Here is a 17,759-nt window from a genome sequence, read left to right as displayed (position 1 = left end):
CCGGCCAGTTGCGGCGGCCGTCCGCTGTGGGAACTGATGCGGGGGAGTCTCGCGCCGGGTGGCTGGCTCGCGGTCAACCTGCTCGGGGACCGGGAGGAGTGGGCCGGCACACCCGGCGGGACGTTTCTGGCGGAGAGCGAGGTGCGGGCCTCGTGGACGGCCTCGAGCTGGTGCGGCTGGACGAGGAGGACGCCGAGGGCCCGGCCTACTGCGGGACCAAGCACTGGCACGTCTTCGACGTGCTGGCGAGAGCGAGCGCGCGGGCGACCGCGCGGGCGAGCGCGACCGCGAGGCCGAGGGCGAGCGCTACACGCCGGCCGGGTCCTTGAACGGGTTGTGTTCGCTGATCAGTTTGTCGATGCGGGCCTGGTCTACGCGGCGCACGACCGTGCCGACCTCCTGGGAGTCGCGCACGCACTTGGCCAGCGTGAAACTCGACGTGACCACGTAGAGCAGGCCGACCGCCAGGAAAGCGCGGATCCAGCCGCCGACCGGCAGGTAGAAGATGCCCGCCGCGAGGGCGAACAGCGAGATGACAAATGAGGCGGCCGCCTGAGCGTAGAAGGCGGTGGTGACCTTCGGCTGCGGATTGATGTCCATGGCGGTCATCCTTGCCGCCACGCTCACCCGGGCGAATGAGTGCGAGTACTCAAGGTAGGCCCTCGTGGTTCAGATAGAGGACGATCCGCAGGCTCTCGCCGTCGTCGTGCAGGACGAACGACGACGCCAGCGGCAGCGGGTCGCCGCCGGCCGGGCGCAGCGCCGACCACTCGGTGCGGACCAGCCAGTAATGGTCGTCCAAGCGGGTCTCGGTGAGCGCGGTCAGCACCGTCGGTCCGAGGCCGGCGTCGGCGAACGCGGCGGCCCGCCGGGGGAGGGCACGCAGGAAGTCGTCGCGGGTCACCGGGCGGGCCCCGGTGCCATCAGCGGCCAGGAACGAGTCGGCGAAGCAGGCGCCGAGTTGCTCGGGCTGGAGGCTGGCGCAGGCGAAGGTGTGAAAGAACGCGCGAATGGAATCCGACATGCCGGCAAAGATAATCCGACACTGTCCACAATATACCACAAAAAGTGGATTTATTCCAGGCCTGAACGGATCCGGTCGGCCACCACTTCGGCCCCCTTACCGAGCAGGATCGTGTAGTGGTTGACGTCCGGGACGATCTCGGCGCCGGCCGCCTCGAGGACCGCCGCCGGGTACATCCCGGTCTCCTCGTCCTGCATCCCGCGCACCGCTCCGAGCAGCGGAAACCCGGCCGGAGCCGGCGCGGTGAGCATGTCGCGCGCGTCCGCCCGGATCGCATCGAGCACGCACGACGACCCGGTCCCGGTGAAATCCCGCCGGACATATTCCGAAACATCCTCCGACCAATACTTCCCCAGCGCCGGATTGGCCCGGAAGAAGTCGAGATATTCGTCGACCGACCCGAACGTCATCGACAGCCGCCGCATGGCCGGCCCGATCGTCGCGTGCAGTGCGGTGTCGACGTCGATCCCCGGCGGCACCGGCAACGGCAGCCCACCGTCAACGAGCAGCACCGACGAGACCCGCGATGGGTAGCGCTGGGCGGTTTCGGTCACCACGAACCCACCCATGGAATGCCCGGCCAGCGCCACCCGCTCCAGCCCGAGATGATCCGCTATCGCGATCACATCGGCCGCATGCGCGGCCATCCCGAACGGCCCGGCGATGCCGGCACTGCCGGCCCGACCCCGAAGATCAGGAGCAATCAGCCGTACGCCTCCGTCAAGCGCCCGGGCCACCGCCGCCCAGGACAGCGCGTTGGCGGTGATCCCGTGCGCCGCGATGACCGCAGGCCCGTCACCCGCCCACTCCACGCACCGAAGCAGCCCGCCCTCGACCGCAACGTCGAATTCCTCCATGCCTGCCACCTTACGAACCTCCCCGCCGCCCGCCTATGTTCCAGGCCCACATCGACCCGTCACCCGGCCGGTGTGGCCGACCCACTCCCTCCCCGAATCGGTTGTCCGTGGAGCGGTTGCCGGAGGCCGCGCGTTCGCGGTCCGTGGATCTGCTATCCCCGGAGCGGCTGCTGGAGGCCGCGCATTCGATCCCTGGAACGGCAATCCCGGGCGCGCTAGTGCGTTGACCTTGACGGATTCCCGGTTTGCGACATGCCGTTCCGGTGCGTGAGGTTTGGGATGTTTCGGTTCAGGCTGGAGTTGGCAGGGCGGATCGAGGTACATCATGTCCACACCTGTGCGGGCTCGCCGGTTGACCGAGGAGGAGGGCCAGTTTCTGCTCCGGTTGGTGCGCCGGGGCGTTCACGACAGCGTCCGCGGTACCGGCGTGCGGCGCGCTCAAGGCTGATGCGCACCGCGTCTTCATGTTTGCCCAGGGCTTCGGCTCGCAGAGGCTGCGACGCGGCTGACTCGAAAATCCTGAGCGCCGGTGGCGGAGTCCCAAATACTAAAGGACATCTGCGCTGATCACGCCCCGGTCCGCGTCTCCGGCCTGATCTTTGGGGCCTGAACGTTGTGCGATTTTTCTGCCGGTCAGGGCGTGCTGAAAGCAAACGAACGACTACTTGTTCTTGCATTCGGTCGAATTCCAGGCACCCTCGGCTGGGCGCACGACGCCGTTCGGCAGTCGTGTCGATGCATCCATCCGCGAACAGGCCACCTGGCCCGAAGTCAGGTTCGCGCGGGTCAGGTTCGCCCCGGTCAGGTTCGCCCTGGTCAGCTTCGCTCCGGTCAGGTTCGCGTTGGTCAGGTCTGCATAGAAAAGCGTCGCGCCGGTCAGGTTCGCGCCGGCCAGGTTCGCCTCGGTCAGCTTCGCGAGGTACAGAGCTGCGCCGGTCAGGTTCGCGTTGATCAGCTTCGTTCTGGTCAGGTAGGTTTTGTTCAGGCCAGCGTCGGTCAGGTTCGCGCCGGCCAGGTTCGCGTCGGTCAGGTTCGCGTCGGTCAGGAACGCGCCGGTCAGGTTTGCGTCGGTCAGGGATACGAACCGCAGGTTCGCGCCGATCACGAATGCGCCCGTCAGGTTCGCGTCGGCCAGGTTCGTGCCACTCAGGTCAGCGCCTTGCAGGTCCGCGTCGTGCAGTCCGAGTAGAGCATTTCTAAAGTCGAGGTATGCGTGACTATAGGGGTTCGGGCGGCGGCCGAGGACGCTAATCGCTGCCCGGACATCCGCCGGCGAGTCAGGTACCTGCCTAGGGATCGTTCTCGGGCGCGGTGAATGGGTTCGCACGAACGCGCACAGCACCTCAATAACGGTGTTCTCGTCCTCTGGAGAGTCCTTCATCAGCGTTTCCAGAGCGTAGATGCCGCCGAGTCGGATGCTGAGCCTGTCGGTGCCCTCCTGACCGAGCTGGTCGACGGCCGCAACGAACCGGTCTGCCCGCTGTCCTTTGAGCGCCAGGTCCCGTTGCGCATTGGTGCTGTCGCGTTGCAGGCGGATTTGGTCCCGGTTGAAGTTGTTCGTCAGGTAGAGCCCGACGGCGACCAGGAGCACGGACACGAGGCCGCCGATCGCTGTGCCCCGTTGCCACCAGTCGGGGCGTGGTTCCCTTGCGGCTGCTGGCCGTCTCGGGCGCAGTCCGGGCTTGGGGCGGTTGGTTAAGCCTGGCAGTGGTGTTCGCCGCCTCGGTGGTTGGGTTCCGGTGGATCGGCCGACACGCTGGCGGTTCCAGGGGCTCACCGTCCCCATTGTTGGGCATGCACGCCATGTGTGTCACTCGGCGCTCCACGGGGCTACTTGGGGCGTGCCGCGGTGGGATGCTCACCTTTCTGCATCCAGCCGACGCCCTCGGCGGCGACGTTGACCATCAGGCTCGGCCCACGCCGGTCACCGAGACCGAGACCCCGATCATTGAGTGCGACTTCTGCTCAGGCCCGGATGCGGCCTGGGTGTACGCGCCAAGCAGGAGAGCGACCTCCGATACGTCCACCCCGGCGATCCGGGCCTGGGCCGCAGCGCACAAGGTCGAGTTGTTCGCCGGTGCCGACCCGGTCCAGCCGGTCCAGCATCAGGTCGGCAACCCGTGGCAGACGCCGCACATCGGCCAGCCACCCGGCCAGGCGGTCACCGCCGGTCCCCGCGCGCAGGGTGGCGATCACCGCGACGGCCCGGTCCGGGCGGCCGGCGATGACGTAGAGCAGGACGTCGAGGGAGCTCTGGTCGGCCCACTGCAGGTCGTCGACGACCAGCGCCACCGGGCGTTCGGCGGCGGCGTGGTCCAGCCACGCGTCGAATTCCACCACCGTGACGCCCGCGTCGAGCCCGGCCCGGCGCAGGGCGCCGCGCAACGGCAGCAGCGGACTGGTCATCGAGGTCAGCGGCAGGCAGGTCGCCCAGATGGTCTCGACGTCACCGGCGGCCGCGCACGCCGCCGCGACCAGCGAGGTCTTGCCGATCCCCGGCTCGCCGCGCACCAGCAGCGTCGAGGCCCGTCCCGCCACGGCCTCGCCGACGCACCCTGCCACGACCGGGGTCTCCGCGGCTCGCCCCGCCAGCGCCACGCCCCGAGTCTCCCCGGCACCGCGCGGCCCTGTCGAGTCAGCCGGCCGGAGGACCACTCAGACGATGCAAGCGCAGTGCGAGCTGCAGGTCCAGAGCCCGGGCGGGGGACTGCCAGTCGGCGCCCAGCAGGTTGGCGATCCGGTCCAGGCGCTGGGTGACCGTGTTGACGTGCACGTGCAGGGTCTCGGCGGCGCGGGACAAGCTGCCGCCCGCGCCGAAGTACGCCTCCAGGGTCTTGAGCAGGGCGGTTCCGCGGCGGGTGTCGTAGTCCAGGACCGGGCCGATCGCCGACCGCAGGAACGCGGGCACGTCCTGGCGGTCGCCGAGCAGCAGGCCGACGTAGCCCAGCTCGATGTGGCTCGCGCCTTCGCCGACCCGGCCCAGCGCGATCAGGGCGGTCGCGCAGGCGTCGGCCTCGCGGTGGGCGGGGGCGATCGCGGCGGGGGAGGAGGCCGGGCCGGCCGCGCCGGCCGTCACCGGGCGGCCCAAGGTCCGGGACAATTCCTTGGCCACCGTACGGGCGACCGCGGCCGGATCGGTGCCGGGCAGGATCAGGGCCACCCGGCCGTCCTTGCCGACCGCCAGGCCGGAGCGGGTGGCGGCGAACGTGCGTGCCCAGGAAACCGCCCGCTGACGCAGGCCGCCCTCGGTGCGGTCGGCGGCGGCCACCACGACGTGCGGCGTGTCCAGGTCGACGCCGAGGCGCCGGGCCCGGGAGCGCAGCGCCTGCTCGTCGCGGATCGGGCGGCCGATCAGGTCGTCCAGCAGCTCGCCGCGCACCTGTCCTTCGGCCTCGGCGACGGTGCGGCGGAACAGCAGGAGGAGCGCGGTGATCTGCGCGGCCCGTTCCAGGATGCGCTGGTCGGCGCCGGCCAGCGGCTCGGCCGGGTGGAAGACCAGGGCGCCCAGGTTGTCGGCGCCGGCCACCACCGCGGCCACGTACGCGTCGCCGCGCTGGACACTGCGGCCCGCGCCGCGGGACGCCGCGACCGCCTCGGCCATGTCGGCGGCGTCCAGTTCGGGCAGTCCGCCGGACCAGGTCGGGGACTTCGCCACGGCCAGTTCGCGGCCGGTCGCGTCCAGCACCAGCAGGGCGCCGCCGAGCACGTCGACCAGGTCGGCGGCCACGTCCTCGACGCCGCCGCCGCGCAGGACCAGGGCGGTCATCCGGTCGTGGGCGGCCGCGGCCCGCTCCACCGACGCGCTGTGCTCCTGGATCACGGTGTTCGCGGCCGACAACTCGGCCAGGGCGGCCTGGGTCTCGGTGAGCAGCCGGGCGGTGTCGATGGCCACCGCCGCGTGCGCGGCCAGCGAGCCGAGCAGGGCCACCTCCTCGCGGGCGAACGGCCGCTCGGTGCGGTCCGCGGCGAAAAGCACGCCGATAACGGCGGACCCCAACCGCAGGGGTACGCCGAGAATGGCGACGAGACCTTCATCCCGTACGCCCGAATCGATTTCCGTGGTGTGCCGGAAGCGGGGGTCCTGGCCGTAGTTCGACGTGGCGTAGGGGGTGCCGGAGACCGCGACCAGACCGCCCAGCCCGGCCCCGGCCGGCAGCCGCAGGGTCTGGAAGCTGGCCGCCACCGAGCCGTCGGTGATCCGCATGTAGGTGTCGCCGCGCCCCGGATCGTCCAGGGTCAGATAGGAGACGTCGGCGCCGAGCAGGGTGCGCGCCCGGTGCACGATGGCCCTCAGCACCGCGTCGAGATCGCGCAGCCCGGCCAGGTCGCCGGCCGTGTCGTACAGCGCGGAGAGCTCCTCCTCGCGGCGCCGGCGGCGCTCCAGCAGGGCCCGCACCCGCAGCGCCGCGAGTTTGATCTCGGCCAGCTCGGCGAGGTCGTCGGCGGTGGCCCCGGACTGCCGGGCGGCGAGGATCGGGCGCTCGAACTCGACCGGCGTGGCCTCGCGGGCCAGCAGGTCGAGGTATTCGAGCGGGTTGAGCACGATCGCCAAACTAATGCGCCGTCCAGCCGCCGTCGATGGTGATCGACGATCCGGTGATCAGGGCGGCGGGTGGGGTGCAGAGGTACGCGAGAAGCTCGGCGACCTCGGCCGGCTCGATCAGGCGTTTGATGGCCGCCCGGTCCAGCATGATCTTCTCGACGACCTCGGACTCGGAGATGCCGTGGATCTGCGCCTGGTCGGCGATCTGCTTGTCGACAAGCGGGGTACGCACGAACGCCGGGCAGATGCAGTTGGAGGTGACCCCGTGCGGCGCCCCTTCGAGTGCGGTGACTTTCGACAGGCCTTCCAGGCCATGCTTTGCCGTGACATAAGCGGATTTGTACGGCGAGGCAATCAGGCCGTGTACCGAGGAGATGTTGATGATCCGGCCCCAGCCCCGCTCGTACATGTGGGGCAGCACGTGCTTCACCAGGCGGTAGGGCGCCTCGACCATCACCTTCTGGATCAGCGAGAACCGCTCGTCGGGGAACTCGTGCAGCGGCGACACGACCTGCAACCCGGCGTTGTTGACCAGCACATCCACCCCGGCCGGCAGCGCCCCGATCGCGTCCAGGTCACTCAGATCGGTGACGATGGTGTCCGGGCCGGCCTGCAGATCGACCACGACGACCTTCGCCCCGGCCGCCGCGAGCCGCTCCGCGCAGGCCCGCCCGATGCCGCTGCCGCCGCCGGTGACCAGGGCGGTCTTTCCGGACAGGTCCAGGTCGACCACATGTGCCGTCGTCATGTCCGTGAACTTACGAGCCTTCGAGGCCCACCGCACATGTGCGCGCCCCACATACCGCCGGGCTTGCCGGTGTGCGGTACCTTTCGGGCCGCTATGCGAGCCCTGACCCTCACCCGCCGGAGCCTGCTCGGTGGCGCCCTCGCGGCCGCCGCGGCCGGGTGCGGCCCCGTCGAGAGCCCACTGACCGCCGGCGCCCGGGCGTCCACCCCGCTCAACGTGGGGGTGATCCGGTCCCGCAAGGGTGTCTTCGCCGCCGAGGGCGAGCGCTTCGAAAAGGCGCTGCGGGCCAGCTTCATCGTCGCGACCAACTACACCAGCCAGATCGGCGCCCGCACCATCATGGTGACCTGGATCGACGATCAGAGCGACCCGGACCGGGCGGCCGCCGGGGCCGAGGAGCTGCACCGCCGCGGCATCCGGCTGATCGCCGGCGGCACCACCTCGGCGTCGGCGCTGCGGATCGCCGCGATCGCCGAACGCCACCGGATGGTCTTCCTGTCCAACGCGCCCGATGACCGGCTGACCGGCTTCAACCGGTACACGTTCCGCACCGGCCGGCAGACCTACCAGGACCTCGCCGCCGCCCGCACGCTCATCCCGGCCGGCGCCCGGGTCGTCGTCTACGGCCCGGACAACGCGGCCGCCCAGGTGCTCGGCGCCGTCGGGACGGTGCGCGACCCGGCCTGGATCGCCCGCACCAAGCCGGACGTCCTGTTCGTGGACTGGCCGGCGCCCACCCGCAAGTTGATGCGCGGCATTCCGGACGGGCTGCCGGTGGTCGGCATTCTCGGCGCGCGCAGCACCTGGCCGGCCTACACCCCGAGCCAGCTGGGCTCGATGCAATTCGCCACCGGCTACGTCGACGGGGCCGCCCGCGGCTCCCTCTACAACGTGCTGCGCAATCGGGTCTGGGCCGGGCGCACCGACACCGGGCACGTCGAGGGCTTCACCGCCGGCTCGCTGATGGCCGAGGCGCTGCAGACCGCGGCGGACGACCCGGACGGCATGATCTCGCTGCTGGAAGGGCTGAAGTTCGGCGGGGTGAAGGGCGACCTGCAGATCCGCGCCACCGACCACGCCCTGCTCCAGTCGATGTACACGGCGTCGCTGACCTGGACCGGCGCGTCGGGCGCGCTCACCGCGGTCACCACCGAGACCCTCACCCCCGACCGCACCACGCCGCCGTAAGCTCAGCGCATGACCGACCGCGCGCGGGTCGAGGACGTCCACGAGCTGGCCCAGGCGATGCCGTACGTCACCGTCGAGGAGGGCGGTGCCGAGAACCCGGTCTACCAGGTCGGCCGCAAGTCGTTCGTGTTCTTCCGGACGCCGCGCCCGGACGCGGTCGACCCGGACACCGGCGAGCGGTACACCGACGTGATCGTCTTCTGGGTCGAGTCCGAAAACGATAAGCAGGCCCTGGTCCAGGACCCGTCGACGCCGTTCTTCACCACTGCGCACTTCGACGGCCATCCGTCGGTGCTGCTGCGGGCTGCCCGGATCGGCGAGCTGACCCGGGCCGAGCTGGCCGAGATCGTCCAGGACGCCTGGCTGTCCCGCGCGTCGAAGCGGCGCGCTGCCGACTGGCTGAGGGGTCGCGGAAAGTCACCGGGGTAAATACGATCGGTTACGTGACGGCCGAGAGCGTGCGAACCCCGCTGGTGCGGGGGCTGCCGGTGCTGGGCAATGCCCTGCGGATGGCGAAGAATCCGGCGCGGTTCTTCGTGGACTGCTATCGCGAACATGGTGCGGTGTTCCGGGTGCGGATGCTGGGCCGCGAGCACGCGGTTCTGGCCGGGGCCGAGGCGGCCGAATTCCTCGGCACCCAGGAGGGGCGCGACAGCCTGCGCTCCAAGGAATTCTTCCGCGGGCTGGTCGACGAATACGGCGCCACCCGCACCCTGCCCGGTGAGGACGGGGCCAGCCACAAGGAACTGCGCGACATCATGCGCCGCGGCTATTCGCGCGAGGCGATCGCCGACCGGCTCGACGAGGTCGTCGCGATCACCGATCGCAACATCGACCGCGTCTGGCAGCCGGGGCGGCCGGTTCCGGTGCTCCGCTCGATGCAATCTCTGGTCACCGATCAGCTCGGTGAGTTGCTCACCGGGGCGTCCCGGCCGGAATACGTCAATGACATCCGGATCGCCACCATGTACCTGCTGAACGTTCTGGTCACCCGCTCCCGGCCGCGGGTTCTGCTGCGCGATCCGCGCTATCGGCGGGCGAAGACCCGGGTCCTGCAACTCAGCCAGGAAATGATCGACGACCGGTCGCGGGCCGAGGCCGGCGCCAAACCGGCGGTCCTCATCGACGACCTGATGCGGGCCAATCGGGAAAGACCCGAGGCGATGCCCGACTCCGACCTGATGATCAGCGTCACCGGCCCCTACGTGGCCGGGCTGGACACCGTCGCGAACACCATGTCGGCCTTCGTCTACGCCGTTCTCAAGCACCCTGACGTGCTGGAACGGGTGCGGGCCGAGGCCGACGATCTGTTCGCCAAAGGCAGCATCACCGAGAAGGACCTGCGCGGCATCCCGGCCATTCGCGGCGCCCTGATGGAGACCATGCGGCTCTATCCGATCGCGGTGGTGCAGATGCGCACGGCCACCCGCGACTTCGCCTTCCAGGGGCATCGGATCGCGGCCGGCGAAACCCTCTACATCGGCACCACCGTGCCGCACTTCCTCGACGAGTTCTTCCCCGACCCGGAGCGGTTCGATATCGACCGCTACGAGAAGCCGCGCGCCGAGCATCTGCGGGCCGGCGCCTATTCGCCGTACGGCCGCGGCCAGCACGTCTGCCTCGGCAAAACCCTCGCCGACGTGCAGATGCTGGTCACCACGGCCCGCCTGTTCCACCGGCTCGATCTGCGCCTCGACCCACCCGGCTACGAACTCAAGATGAAAACCACACCGACCCCGGGCCCGTCGCTCAACTTCCGCGTCCGGGTGGCCGGCCTCCGCAATTAAAAGATACGGGCATGGATGTGTCCCCTGGTTTTCCGGGCGAGCCGGGCGGTGGGTTGCGGCCGTAGCGCCGCCATCGCGTGCGGTGTTGCCGCGCCACACGCGATGGCGGCCTTACGGCCGCAACCCATCGCTCAGGCCGCCCGGAAAACCACGGGACTGTTCATGCCCGTATTTTCCGATTTTTTAAAGGAGTTTGAGTCGCCGGGCTGCGACGCCGACGCGGAGCTTTTGGCCCCAGGAAAGCTCGATGGCGTCGTTTTCCAGGCCGTCGGCGAAGACCACCAGGCGTTCCGATTCGCTGGTGATTTCCAATTGATCGCCGTCTTTCAACAGGCCTGCGTCGCAGGTGACGCCGGTGGCGGGGGACGGCCAGGCCTCGCGGACGAACCAGCACAGCATTGGTTCCTCGGGGGACGGGACCGGGGGAGCGGTCGCGCGTTCCCGGGCGATCGAGGCGCACCAGCCGGTGGCGCCGGTCCCGGTGCCGGCGATCAGGCCGGAGGAGGACTGGCGTTCGGTCTCGCCCTGCGGGGTGCGAATCACGTAGCGGGCCGACTGGTGGCTCGCGTGTCCGATATAGATCTCGTTGAGGCCGTAGAGCTCCTGGCCGTCGTCGAGTCGCGCCACCACCATCGTGCGGGGTTGGGCGTCATCTCGGTGGTTCAGCAGCGTCGGAATGTCGGCCGCGCGGTGCCGGACCAGCACCCCGGCGTTGCGGCCCGGCTCCGGATCGACGCCGATGACCGGCTGACCGTCCAGATATTTCGCGACATTGGCGACCAGGCCGTCCTGGCCGATCGCGATGATCACGTCCTCCGGCGCGAACAGGAAGCGCGGCAGGTCGGCGCGCTCGACGTGGCCGCGCCGCCATTCGGCCGGGACGGCCGCGCTGACCTCGGTCATCGCCTGCCGTAGCGCCTCGTGCCGGGCCGTCACCTCGTCGAGGTCGCGGCCCCGCTGGCGCAGGAAGTACGCGGCGGCGCCGCGGGTGCCGTGCCGGGCGAGCAATTCCTCCAGCTCGCTGCGGCGCGTAACCACGACCACCCGCGGGGTCAGCGTGCTCATCCGAGCCGTCCCACCAGCTTGCTGAGCAGGTCGGGGGTGACCGTGACCTCGCCGATCTGGGGCAGCTGACCGGCCAGCTCCTTGAGCGCGAGGGCCTGCAGAACGGCCGGCGGCAGGTCCCGGTAGGCGGCCAGCCGGGCGGCCTCCGCCTCGGCCTCGGCCAGGCCCACCACCCGCGCACCGGTCGCCCGGGCGTCGTCGCGGGCCCGGGTCGCGTCGGCCTCGGCCGCCGCCGTCGTGCGGGCCTGCTCGGCCTGGCCCTTCGCCGCGACCAGCTGCGACTCGGCGTCCAGCTCGGCCCGGCGGCGGGCGTTCGCGCCGCGCTGCTCGACCAGGTTCTGCTCCCGCTTGGCCAACTCGATCTTGCTCTGCAGCTCGTTCTCGGCGATCGCGCGTTCCTGCTGCACGGCGTCGGCCCGGCGGGCGTAGGTCGCCCGGTCGGCCTCGCGCTGCACCTGCTCGCGGGTCGGCGTCTGCAGGGCCCGTTCCAGGTCGGGCTCGGGCCGCAGCGCCACCACCCGGGCGCTGACCACCGTCACCCCGGTCTCGGTCAGCCGGGGGTCGGCGGCCAGGGCGTCGGTGACGCCGGCCCGGACCGCGGCGATGCCGGTGGTCAGCGCCTCCGCGAGGGGGACCCGGGCGAGCAGGTCGAGGGCCGGCTGCTGGGCCAGTTCGGCCAGCAGCGTCGCCACCTGGTCGAGCGGCTGACCCTGCCAGCGGCCCTTGTAGGGGTCGATGGAGAAGTCCAGCCGGGTCGCGGCGGCGGCCGGGTCGCTGAACCGGTAGGTGACCGTGGCCTGCACGGTCACGTCGGCGAAGTCCTCGGTGCGGGCGTGGAACAGCAGCGGCAGCTCCCGGTCGTCGACCGGCACCTCGGACAGCACCGCGGTCAGCGGCCGGTACCAGAAAGACAGGCCGGTGCCCTGCCGGCGCAGCTTGCCGCCGCGGGCCTGGCTCACCCAGCTGGTCGGGGCCGCTCGCAGGTGCCGCATGTTCAGCCGCCGGGTCACATCAGCCATGGTGGCCGTCCTTCCATCGTTGTCGTCACACTGACGATAAAGGGTCTCGGGTATTATCGTCAACATGACGTCAATGGTTGCCGTGGATCTGGTGCTGCTCACCATCCGGCAGGCGGCGCTGCACGTGCTGCTGGTCCGGCGCGGGATACCGCCGTTCCTCGGCCAGTGGGCGCTGCCCGGCGGGTTCGTCCTGCCCGACGAGGACCTGTTCGTGGCGGCCGAGCGCGAGCTGCGCGAGGAGACCGGTGTCTCAGCCGGGGCCGGGCATCTGGAGCAGTTGGCCACCTACGGCGCTCCGGGGCGCGACCCGCGCGGCCGGGTGTTCGCGGTTGCCTACCTGGCCCTGGTGCCGGACCTGCCGGTGCCGGTGGCCGGCAGCGACGCCGCCTCGGCGTCCTGGCAGCCGGTGCCGGCCACCGGGCTGGCCTTCGACCACGACACGATCCTGGCCGACGGGCTCGAGCGGGCCCGGTCGAAACTCGAGTACACACCGCTGGCCACCGCGTTCTGCGCGCCCTCGTTCACCATCGCCGAGCTGCGCGAGGTCTATGAGACGGTGTGGACCACCCGGCTCGACCCGCGCAACTTCCACCGCAAGGTGACCTCGGCCGAGGGCTTCATCGAACCGACCGGGGAGACGGTCATCCGGGAGCGGGGACGGCCCGCGCAGCTCTTCCGGCGGGGCTCGGCAACCCTGCTGCACCCGGCCCTGTTGCGGCCGGGAAGTTCTGCTTAACTGCCCCGAGCGGTTACCGATAGCTCTCAACATGTTGCAGAGCGTGAAGTCACCGGCTGAGGAGCAGCGCCTTCAGACGTTGCGGGACACCGGCCTGATGCAGGCCGGTCCGTTGCCCACCCTCGACAGGCTGACCGCGCTCGCCGGGCGGCTGCTCGGCGGCAACGCGCTGGTGACCCTGATCGGGGCCGATCGCAGTTTCGTGGTGAGCTGCGCCAGCCGCCCGGACTTCCTCGGTGAGGGGAACCGCGCGGACACGTACTGCCAGTTCGTGGTGGCGGACGAGGCGCCGGTGATCGTGCGCGACGCGCGCGAGGACCCGCGACTGCGGGGGATCGGCGGCCCCGACGCCATCGGGTACGCGGGCTTCCCCCTGCGCGCGCCCAACGGGCAGGTGCTCGGCTCGTTCTGCGTCGTCGACTCCCAGCCCCGCGACTGGACCGCCGACGAGCTCGCCACGCTGGGCGACCTCGCCGAGATCGCCTCGTCCGAGGTCGCCATCCGGCTCGCCGCCGCCCGGGAGCGGGGCACCAACCAGCGTCTCGAAGCCGTCCTGCACGGCACCCACGACGCCTTCATCACCACCGGCCCGACCGGCGAGGTGCTCACCTGGAACGCGGCCGCCGAGCGGATGTTCGGCCACCGGGCCGGCGCCGCGGCCGGCCGCAACGTGGCCGAACTGATCGTGCCGGAGCGCTTCCGGGACCTGCCGCGCGTGCTCGACCAGCCGGTTCGCGTCACCCTGACCGGCGCTACCGGCCAGGAGTTCCCGGCCGAGATGACCCTGCAGGACGTCGGCGACGTCCGCTACTACTCGTTCGCGCCGGACACCGCGTTCCTGCAGGCGCTGCTGGACAGCCTGGACACCGGCGTCGCGGCCTGCGACAGCGAGGGCCGGCTGACCTTCTTCAACCGCAGCCTGCGCGAGATGCTCGGCGGCGACGCCGACCCCACCCTGTCGATGGACGACTGGCCGCAGCACTACAAGATCTACAACCCGGACGGCCGGACCGTCATGGACCAGGTGCCGCTGGCCCGCGCCCAGAGCGGCGAGGTCGTCCGCGGCGAGCAGGTTCTCGTCTGGCGCGACGACGAATGGCGCCGGCTCGTCTCCAACGCCCGGCCGATCGACGCCCCGGACGGGCGCCGGCTCGGTGCCGTGGCGGTCACCCGGGACATCACCGAGGCGCACCGCGCCGAGGAACTGCGCCGGGCCCGGCACGCGGTCGCGCAGGTCCTCTCCGACGCGACGAACGCGCGGGACGCCAGCATCGCCGCGATCGCCGCGATCACCGACGAGCTGGGCTGGCTCTGCGGCGAGTACTGGCAGGTCACCGACGACCGCAAGCAGATCGTCCGGCACAGCTCGCACACCCCCGGCGAGCAGGACCTGTCCGCCTTCACCGGCGACCACGAGCTCACCTTCGTGATCGGCGAGGGGCTGCCCGGGCTGGTCTGGTCCCGCAACGGCGAGGTGTGGTGGAACACCGGCATCATGCCGGAGGACATGGTCTCGTACGGGCGTCGCGAGCTCCAGCAGGTCGGCATCCGGGTCGCCGTCGGCGTGCCGGTGCGCTCCGGCCGCCGGGTGCTCGGCGTGCTCGCCTTCTACACCGACGCCGACCTGCCCTACGACTCGGACACCGCCGGCATGCTCGACGCCGTCGGCGCCCACCTCGGGCAGTTCCTCGAGCGTCGCTGGGCCGAGGACATGTCCCTCGCCCTGGCCGCCGCCCGGCGCAGCTTCAACCGGGTCGTCGAGCAGGTCAACGACTACGTCTGGACCGTCGAGGTGGACAACGACGGTCCGCCCAAGCTGCACTACGGCAGCCCCAACGCGTACGGCGTGTTCGGTCCCGTCCCGGACGGCGTGCACCCGACCCTCACCGACCGGCTGCACCCGGAGGACGCCGAACTGCTCAGCAACTTCCAGGCCGCCCTGCTCGACGGCGCCCAGTCCGAGCTCGAATGCCGCATCGTCGGCTACGACGACCAGATCCGCTGGATCTGGACCCGGGCCATGGGCCGCTGGGAGAACGACAAGTTCCTGGTCGACGGCCTCAGCACCAACGTCACCGAGCGCCGGGAACTGGCCAACAAGCGCGAGGAACTCCTCGAGAAGGAGCAGCTGCAGGTCGAGCAGCTGCGCACCCTGGACCGGATGAAGGACGAACTCGCCGCCCTGGTCATCCACGAGCTGCGCAACCCGGTCGGAGTGATCCGCGGGTTCGCCGAGATGCTGATCGACAGCCCGGAACTGGGCGAGGCCGACCGCCGGCACGCCGACGTCATCGAGCGCACCACCCTGCACCTGCAGGGGCTCGTCGACGACCTGCTCGACCTGGCCCGGCTGGCGGCCGGCCACATCAGCGTCGACCCGCAGCCGCTCAGCGGCGGCCGGCTGGTGCGCGACGTGATCGAGAACCACATGCCGAGCGCGGCCGCCAAGCACCTGACCATCGTCGACCGGGTGCAGTCCGAGTTCGCCGTGCGCGCCGACCGGCAGCGGCTCCGCCAGGCGATGGACAACCTGATCTCCAACGCGATCAAGTACACGCCCGACGGCGGCACCGTGACGGTCACCGCGTTCGCCCGGGACGACCAGTTCCAGATCGAGGTCAGCGACACCGGCATCGGCATCCCGGCCGAGCAGTACCCGCATCTGTTCAGCCGCTTCTTCCGGGCCAGCAACGCCACCCAGGCCGGCATCAAGGGAACCGGTCTCGGACTGGCCGTCACCAAGGCGATCGTCGAGGCGCACGACGGCACGATCTCGGCCGGGCCGGCCCCGGACGGGGGAACCAGATTCACCATCGTGCTGCCGGCGTGACTTCGGGTCTGACAGAAGCGTGGTTGATCAGGTTTGATGTGCGCCGTGAGTGCACAAGATCTGGCCGGCGCACTGCCGGACGTCGCGACGCTGCGCCGCCGTTGCCGAGCCCTCGCGATGCTGGACGCCATCCTCAGCCCGGATGAGACGGTGCGGTACTACGGGTTCAACACGTCGTGGGGTCCGGGCGCGGAGATCGCCGAGATGAACAACGGCTCCGGCGACGAGTACCACATCGTGTTCACCCCGGCCGGGGTGTTCGTGCGCGGCTACGACCACGACTCGGCGATGAGCCCGGCCGCCCACGACGAGGAGTTGTGGCCGGGCCTGGTCGACACGGTGCCGGCCGCGTTCCGGTCACAGCTGGACGAGCCGGCGTTCGGCTGGGGCGCCCAGTTCTACGCCACCGTGTGCGTGTGGCGGGAGACCGGCGACGACCGCTGGCACACCGGGGAGATCGCCTACCCGCCGGGCGACGACCCGGACGGCGCCGGGCACCTGTTCGCGGTCCTGCTGGATGAGACCCCGGCGAGCTATCGGTCGTTCGCCGAGAACTACTACGAGCTGCCGGTCGACCCGGACGTGGTCAACTCGGTCTTCGCAATGACCCCACTGACCGACGACCTGGTCCAGCGGCTCAACCCGGCCCGCACCGTCGAGAAGCTGACGGCCGACATCGAGGCGATCGGCTACCCCGCCTGATGGGCGCGGTGTGGGACGTCGCCTTTCCGGTCGTCATGGTGTTGTCGGGCATCGGGGCTCTGGCTTCCGCGATCTGGGACCGGGACGGCCTCGGCCCGACGTCCTGGCGGTCCGGCCTCATCTACGCCTTCGTGTGGCTGAGCCTGGCCGGGGCGGCGGTGCTCGGCGACGGAACCCCGCGCGTAGAGCGCCAGTGGAAGGGGGCCGTGGCGGTGCTGCTCGGGCTGGCCTTCATCGTCCATTTCTGGAAGCGGTACCGGTTGCGGCGGGGTGGTGGCGCCCGGAAAGAAACGGCTGACCCTTTCGTCGCGATGTCGGTACCGGACCGGGATGATCTTGTCGCGGTGGTGATGCCGTCGCTCGGGGAGGAGATCACCGAGCTCACTGTGATCCGGTGGTTGAAGGCCGTCGGTGACGACGTCGCAACCGGGGAGCCGCTATTCGCGATCTCCACCGACAAGGTGGAAACCGAGGTGCCGGCGGCCGTGTCCGGAGTGCTGTGGCGGATCGACGCCGCCGAGGGGGTGACCGCGCCGGTGGGGGCGGTGCTCGCGGTCATCGAGGTGCCATCAGCTCTACTTGATGGATGACTGATCTGCGGGGGCTTGTCGTCCGGTGGCAGCGCGGGTGGGGAGTGGCGCGCGGGGTAGCGCCGGCTTCGGACGTCGGTGGCGGGCTGCGGGTGCACTGCCGGCAGAACGGGCGCGAGGTCGAGTATTTCGCGCACGGCGGCGCCGACCTGGACGGGCTGGCGAAGCTCGTGCTCCAGGAAGAGGTCGTCACCTGGCTGACCGTGGTGTCCGACGAGCCGTCGCGGGCGGCGGCCGCGCTCGAAGCCGGTGGCCTGGTCCTGCTCAAGCGGGCGGAACAGCTGATGACCGTGGACCTGCGAGCGCATCCGCGGCGCGAGCCGCCCGCGCCCTACCGGGTCGAGACCCAGGTTGAGGACGGCCGGATCGCGGTCGAGGTGATCGACGGCGAGGGTGCGGTGGGCGCGAGCGGCACGGCCGGCCTGTCCGGCCCCGACGCGACCGCCGACAAGATCGGAACCGTGCCCGAGCACCGTCGTCGCGGACTGGGCAGCGTGGTCATGAGCGCACTGGCCGGCGCCGCGATCGCCGAGGGTGCCGAGAACGGCATCCTGATCGCCAGCGAGGACGGCCAGCACCTGTACTCGGCACTGGGCTGGCGCCCGGTGGCCGAGGTGCTGATCGCGGCACGCCCGGGAACGGTCTACCCGACCTGATGGCCGCTTGACGC

The 17,759-nt window shown here is 70.7% G+C and carries 18 protein-coding genes; 9 read left to right on the top strand and 9 right to left on the bottom strand.

Annotation, left to right across the window (positions count from 1 at the left end; all coding sequences use genetic code 11):
- Window positions 1–152: 152 nt before the first annotated feature.
- A complete protein-coding gene (locus Ate02nite_RS42440) occupies window positions 153–329 on the top strand; it encodes a hypothetical protein (RefSeq protein ID WP_203813623.1) in 177 nt (58 codons plus the stop codon).
- Here the strand turns inward: Ate02nite_RS42440 and Ate02nite_RS42435 are convergent.
- The 7 genes from Ate02nite_RS42435 to Ate02nite_RS42405 all read right to left on the bottom strand — a co-directional run bounded on the left by Ate02nite_RS42435 (window position 307) and on the right by Ate02nite_RS42405 (window position 7,172).
- Window positions 307–600: a YiaA/YiaB family inner membrane protein gene (locus Ate02nite_RS42435; RefSeq protein WP_203813622.1), complete on the bottom strand. Its 294-nt coding sequence runs from the start codon at window positions 598–600 to the stop codon at window positions 307–309. The genes Ate02nite_RS42440 and Ate02nite_RS42435 overlap by 23 nt on opposite strands.
- Window positions 601–649: 49 nt before the next feature.
- Window positions 650–1,024: a hypothetical protein gene (locus tag Ate02nite_RS42430; RefSeq protein WP_203813621.1), complete on the bottom strand. Its 375-nt coding sequence runs from the start codon at window positions 1,022–1,024 to the stop codon at window positions 650–652.
- Between the two features lie 50 nt (window positions 1,025–1,074).
- Complete coding sequence (locus Ate02nite_RS42425) at window positions 1,075–1,881, bottom strand: alpha/beta fold hydrolase (RefSeq protein ID WP_203813620.1); 807 nt, start codon at window positions 1,879–1,881, stop codon at window positions 1,075–1,077.
- A 661-nt stretch (window positions 1,882–2,542) separates the two neighbouring features.
- Window positions 2,543–3,478, bottom strand: coding sequence for a pentapeptide repeat-containing protein (locus tag Ate02nite_RS42420; protein ID WP_203813619.1), 936 nt, complete (start codon window positions 3,476–3,478; stop codon window positions 2,543–2,545).
- A gap of 368 nt (window positions 3,479–3,846) precedes the next feature.
- Window positions 3,847–4,479, bottom strand: a complete 633-nt coding sequence (locus Ate02nite_RS42415) for an ATP-binding protein (protein ID WP_203813618.1) — start codon at window positions 4,477–4,479, stop codon at window positions 3,847–3,849.
- Window positions 4,480–4,516: 37 nt separating this feature from the next.
- Window positions 4,517–6,433, bottom strand: coding sequence for a helix-turn-helix domain-containing protein (locus Ate02nite_RS42410; RefSeq protein WP_203813617.1), 1,917 nt, complete (start codon window positions 6,431–6,433; stop codon window positions 4,517–4,519).
- 1 nt (window position 6,434) lies between these two features.
- Window positions 6,435–7,172, bottom strand: a complete 738-nt coding sequence (locus Ate02nite_RS42405; protein WP_203813616.1) for an SDR family oxidoreductase — start codon at window positions 7,170–7,172, stop codon at window positions 6,435–6,437.
- Window positions 7,173–7,265: 93 nt separating this feature from the next.
- Here Ate02nite_RS42405 and Ate02nite_RS42400 point away from each other — a divergent pair, with 93 nt between their 5' ends.
- The 3 genes from Ate02nite_RS42400 to Ate02nite_RS42390 are packed head-to-tail and all read left to right on the top strand — an operon-like array spanning window position 7,266 to window position 10,147.
- Complete coding sequence (locus Ate02nite_RS42400; RefSeq protein WP_203813615.1) at window positions 7,266–8,360, top strand: ABC transporter substrate-binding protein; 1,095 nt, start codon at window positions 7,266–7,268, stop codon at window positions 8,358–8,360.
- Window positions 8,361–8,369: 9 nt separating this feature from the next.
- Window positions 8,370–8,789 (top strand): MmcQ/YjbR family DNA-binding protein, encoded by a 420-nt coding sequence (locus Ate02nite_RS42395; protein ID WP_203813614.1) that lies wholly within the window; start codon window positions 8,370–8,372, stop codon window positions 8,787–8,789.
- A gap of 14 nt (window positions 8,790–8,803) precedes the next feature.
- Window positions 8,804–10,147, top strand: a complete 1,344-nt coding sequence (locus tag Ate02nite_RS42390) for a cytochrome P450 (RefSeq protein ID WP_203813613.1) — start codon at window positions 8,804–8,806, stop codon at window positions 10,145–10,147.
- A 183-nt stretch (window positions 10,148–10,330) separates the two neighbouring features.
- On the opposite strand, the gene Ate02nite_RS42385 is transcribed toward Ate02nite_RS42390, so the two are convergent.
- Together Ate02nite_RS42385 and Ate02nite_RS42380 are read right to left on the bottom strand one after the other, a co-directional pair.
- Window positions 10,331–11,212, bottom strand: coding sequence for a diacylglycerol kinase catalytic domain-containing protein (locus Ate02nite_RS42385; RefSeq protein WP_203813612.1), 882 nt, complete (start codon window positions 11,210–11,212; stop codon window positions 10,331–10,333).
- Entirely contained in the window at window positions 11,209–12,231 is a 1,023-nt protein-coding gene (locus Ate02nite_RS42380) for an SPFH domain-containing protein (protein WP_203813611.1), read from the bottom strand. Before Ate02nite_RS42380 ends, Ate02nite_RS42385 begins: the two co-directional genes overlap by 4 nt.
- 64 nt (window positions 12,232–12,295) lie before the next feature.
- Here Ate02nite_RS42380 and Ate02nite_RS42375 point away from each other — a divergent pair, with 64 nt between their 5' ends.
- The 5 genes from Ate02nite_RS42375 to Ate02nite_RS42355 are packed head-to-tail and all read left to right on the top strand — an operon-like array spanning window position 12,296 to window position 17,745.
- Complete coding sequence (locus Ate02nite_RS42375) at window positions 12,296–12,967, top strand: NUDIX hydrolase (RefSeq protein WP_203813610.1); 672 nt, start codon at window positions 12,296–12,298, stop codon at window positions 12,965–12,967.
- A gap of 43 nt (window positions 12,968–13,010) precedes the next feature.
- The gene (locus Ate02nite_RS42370; protein ID WP_203813609.1) at window positions 13,011–15,797 is read left to right on the top strand and encodes an ATP-binding protein; all 2,787 of its coding nucleotides are present in this window, start codon (window positions 13,011–13,013) and stop codon (window positions 15,795–15,797) included.
- Between the two features lie 36 nt (window positions 15,798–15,833).
- The gene (locus tag Ate02nite_RS42365; protein WP_203813608.1) at window positions 15,834–16,499 is read left to right on the top strand and encodes a hypothetical protein; all 666 of its coding nucleotides are present in this window, start codon (window positions 15,834–15,836) and stop codon (window positions 16,497–16,499) included.
- A complete protein-coding gene (locus Ate02nite_RS42360) occupies window positions 16,499–17,089 on the top strand; it encodes a biotin/lipoyl-containing protein (RefSeq protein WP_203813607.1) in 591 nt (196 codons plus the stop codon). Before Ate02nite_RS42365 ends, Ate02nite_RS42360 begins: the two co-directional genes overlap by 1 nt.
- A complete protein-coding gene (locus Ate02nite_RS42355) occupies window positions 17,086–17,745 on the top strand; it encodes a GNAT family N-acetyltransferase (protein ID WP_203813606.1) in 660 nt (219 codons plus the stop codon). Before Ate02nite_RS42360 ends, Ate02nite_RS42355 begins: the two co-directional genes overlap by 4 nt.
- Window positions 17,746–17,759: the final 14 nt, after the last annotated feature.

The sequence above is a fragment of the Paractinoplanes tereljensis genome, from assembly GCF_016862435.1.
In the GTDB taxonomy this organism is placed as follows: Bacteria; Actinomycetota; Actinomycetes; order Mycobacteriales; family Micromonosporaceae; genus Actinoplanes; species Actinoplanes tereljensis.
Note: the sequence above shows the minus strand (reverse complement) of the source record. Positions and strands in the feature narration are given on the sequence as shown.

Coding starts and splice junctions, on each gene's coding strand:
- Ate02nite_RS42365 (WP_203813608.1), top strand. CDS start 15,834: ATGTGCGCCGTGAGTGCACAAGATCTGGCCGGCGCACTGCCGGACGTC.
- Ate02nite_RS42385 (WP_203813612.1), bottom strand. CDS start 11,212: ATGAGCACGCTGACCCCGCGGGTGGTCGTGGTTACGCGCCGCAGCGAG.
- Ate02nite_RS42380 (WP_203813611.1), bottom strand. CDS start 12,231: ATGGCTGATGTGACCCGGCGGCTGAACATGCGGCACCTGCGAGCGGCC.
- Ate02nite_RS42435 (WP_203813622.1), bottom strand. CDS start 600: ATGGACATCAATCCGCAGCCGAAGGTCACCACCGCCTTCTACGCTCAG.
- Ate02nite_RS42375 (WP_203813610.1), top strand. CDS start 12,296: ATGACGTCAATGGTTGCCGTGGATCTGGTGCTGCTCACCATCCGGCAG.
- Ate02nite_RS42425 (WP_203813620.1), bottom strand. CDS start 1,881: ATGGAGGAATTCGACGTTGCGGTCGAGGGCGGGCTGCTTCGGTGCGTG.
- Ate02nite_RS42395 (WP_203813614.1), top strand. CDS start 8,370: ATGACCGACCGCGCGCGGGTCGAGGACGTCCACGAGCTGGCCCAGGCG.
- Ate02nite_RS42355 (WP_203813606.1), top strand. CDS start 17,086: ATGACTGATCTGCGGGGGCTTGTCGTCCGGTGGCAGCGCGGGTGGGGA.
- Ate02nite_RS42430 (WP_203813621.1), bottom strand. CDS start 1,024: ATGTCGGATTCCATTCGCGCGTTCTTTCACACCTTCGCCTGCGCCAGC.
- Ate02nite_RS42400 (WP_203813615.1), top strand. CDS start 7,266: ATGCGAGCCCTGACCCTCACCCGCCGGAGCCTGCTCGGTGGCGCCCTC.
- Ate02nite_RS42405 (WP_203813616.1), bottom strand. CDS start 7,172: ATGACGACGGCACATGTGGTCGACCTGGACCTGTCCGGAAAGACCGCC.
- Ate02nite_RS42360 (WP_203813607.1), top strand. CDS start 16,499: ATGGGCGCGGTGTGGGACGTCGCCTTTCCGGTCGTCATGGTGTTGTCG.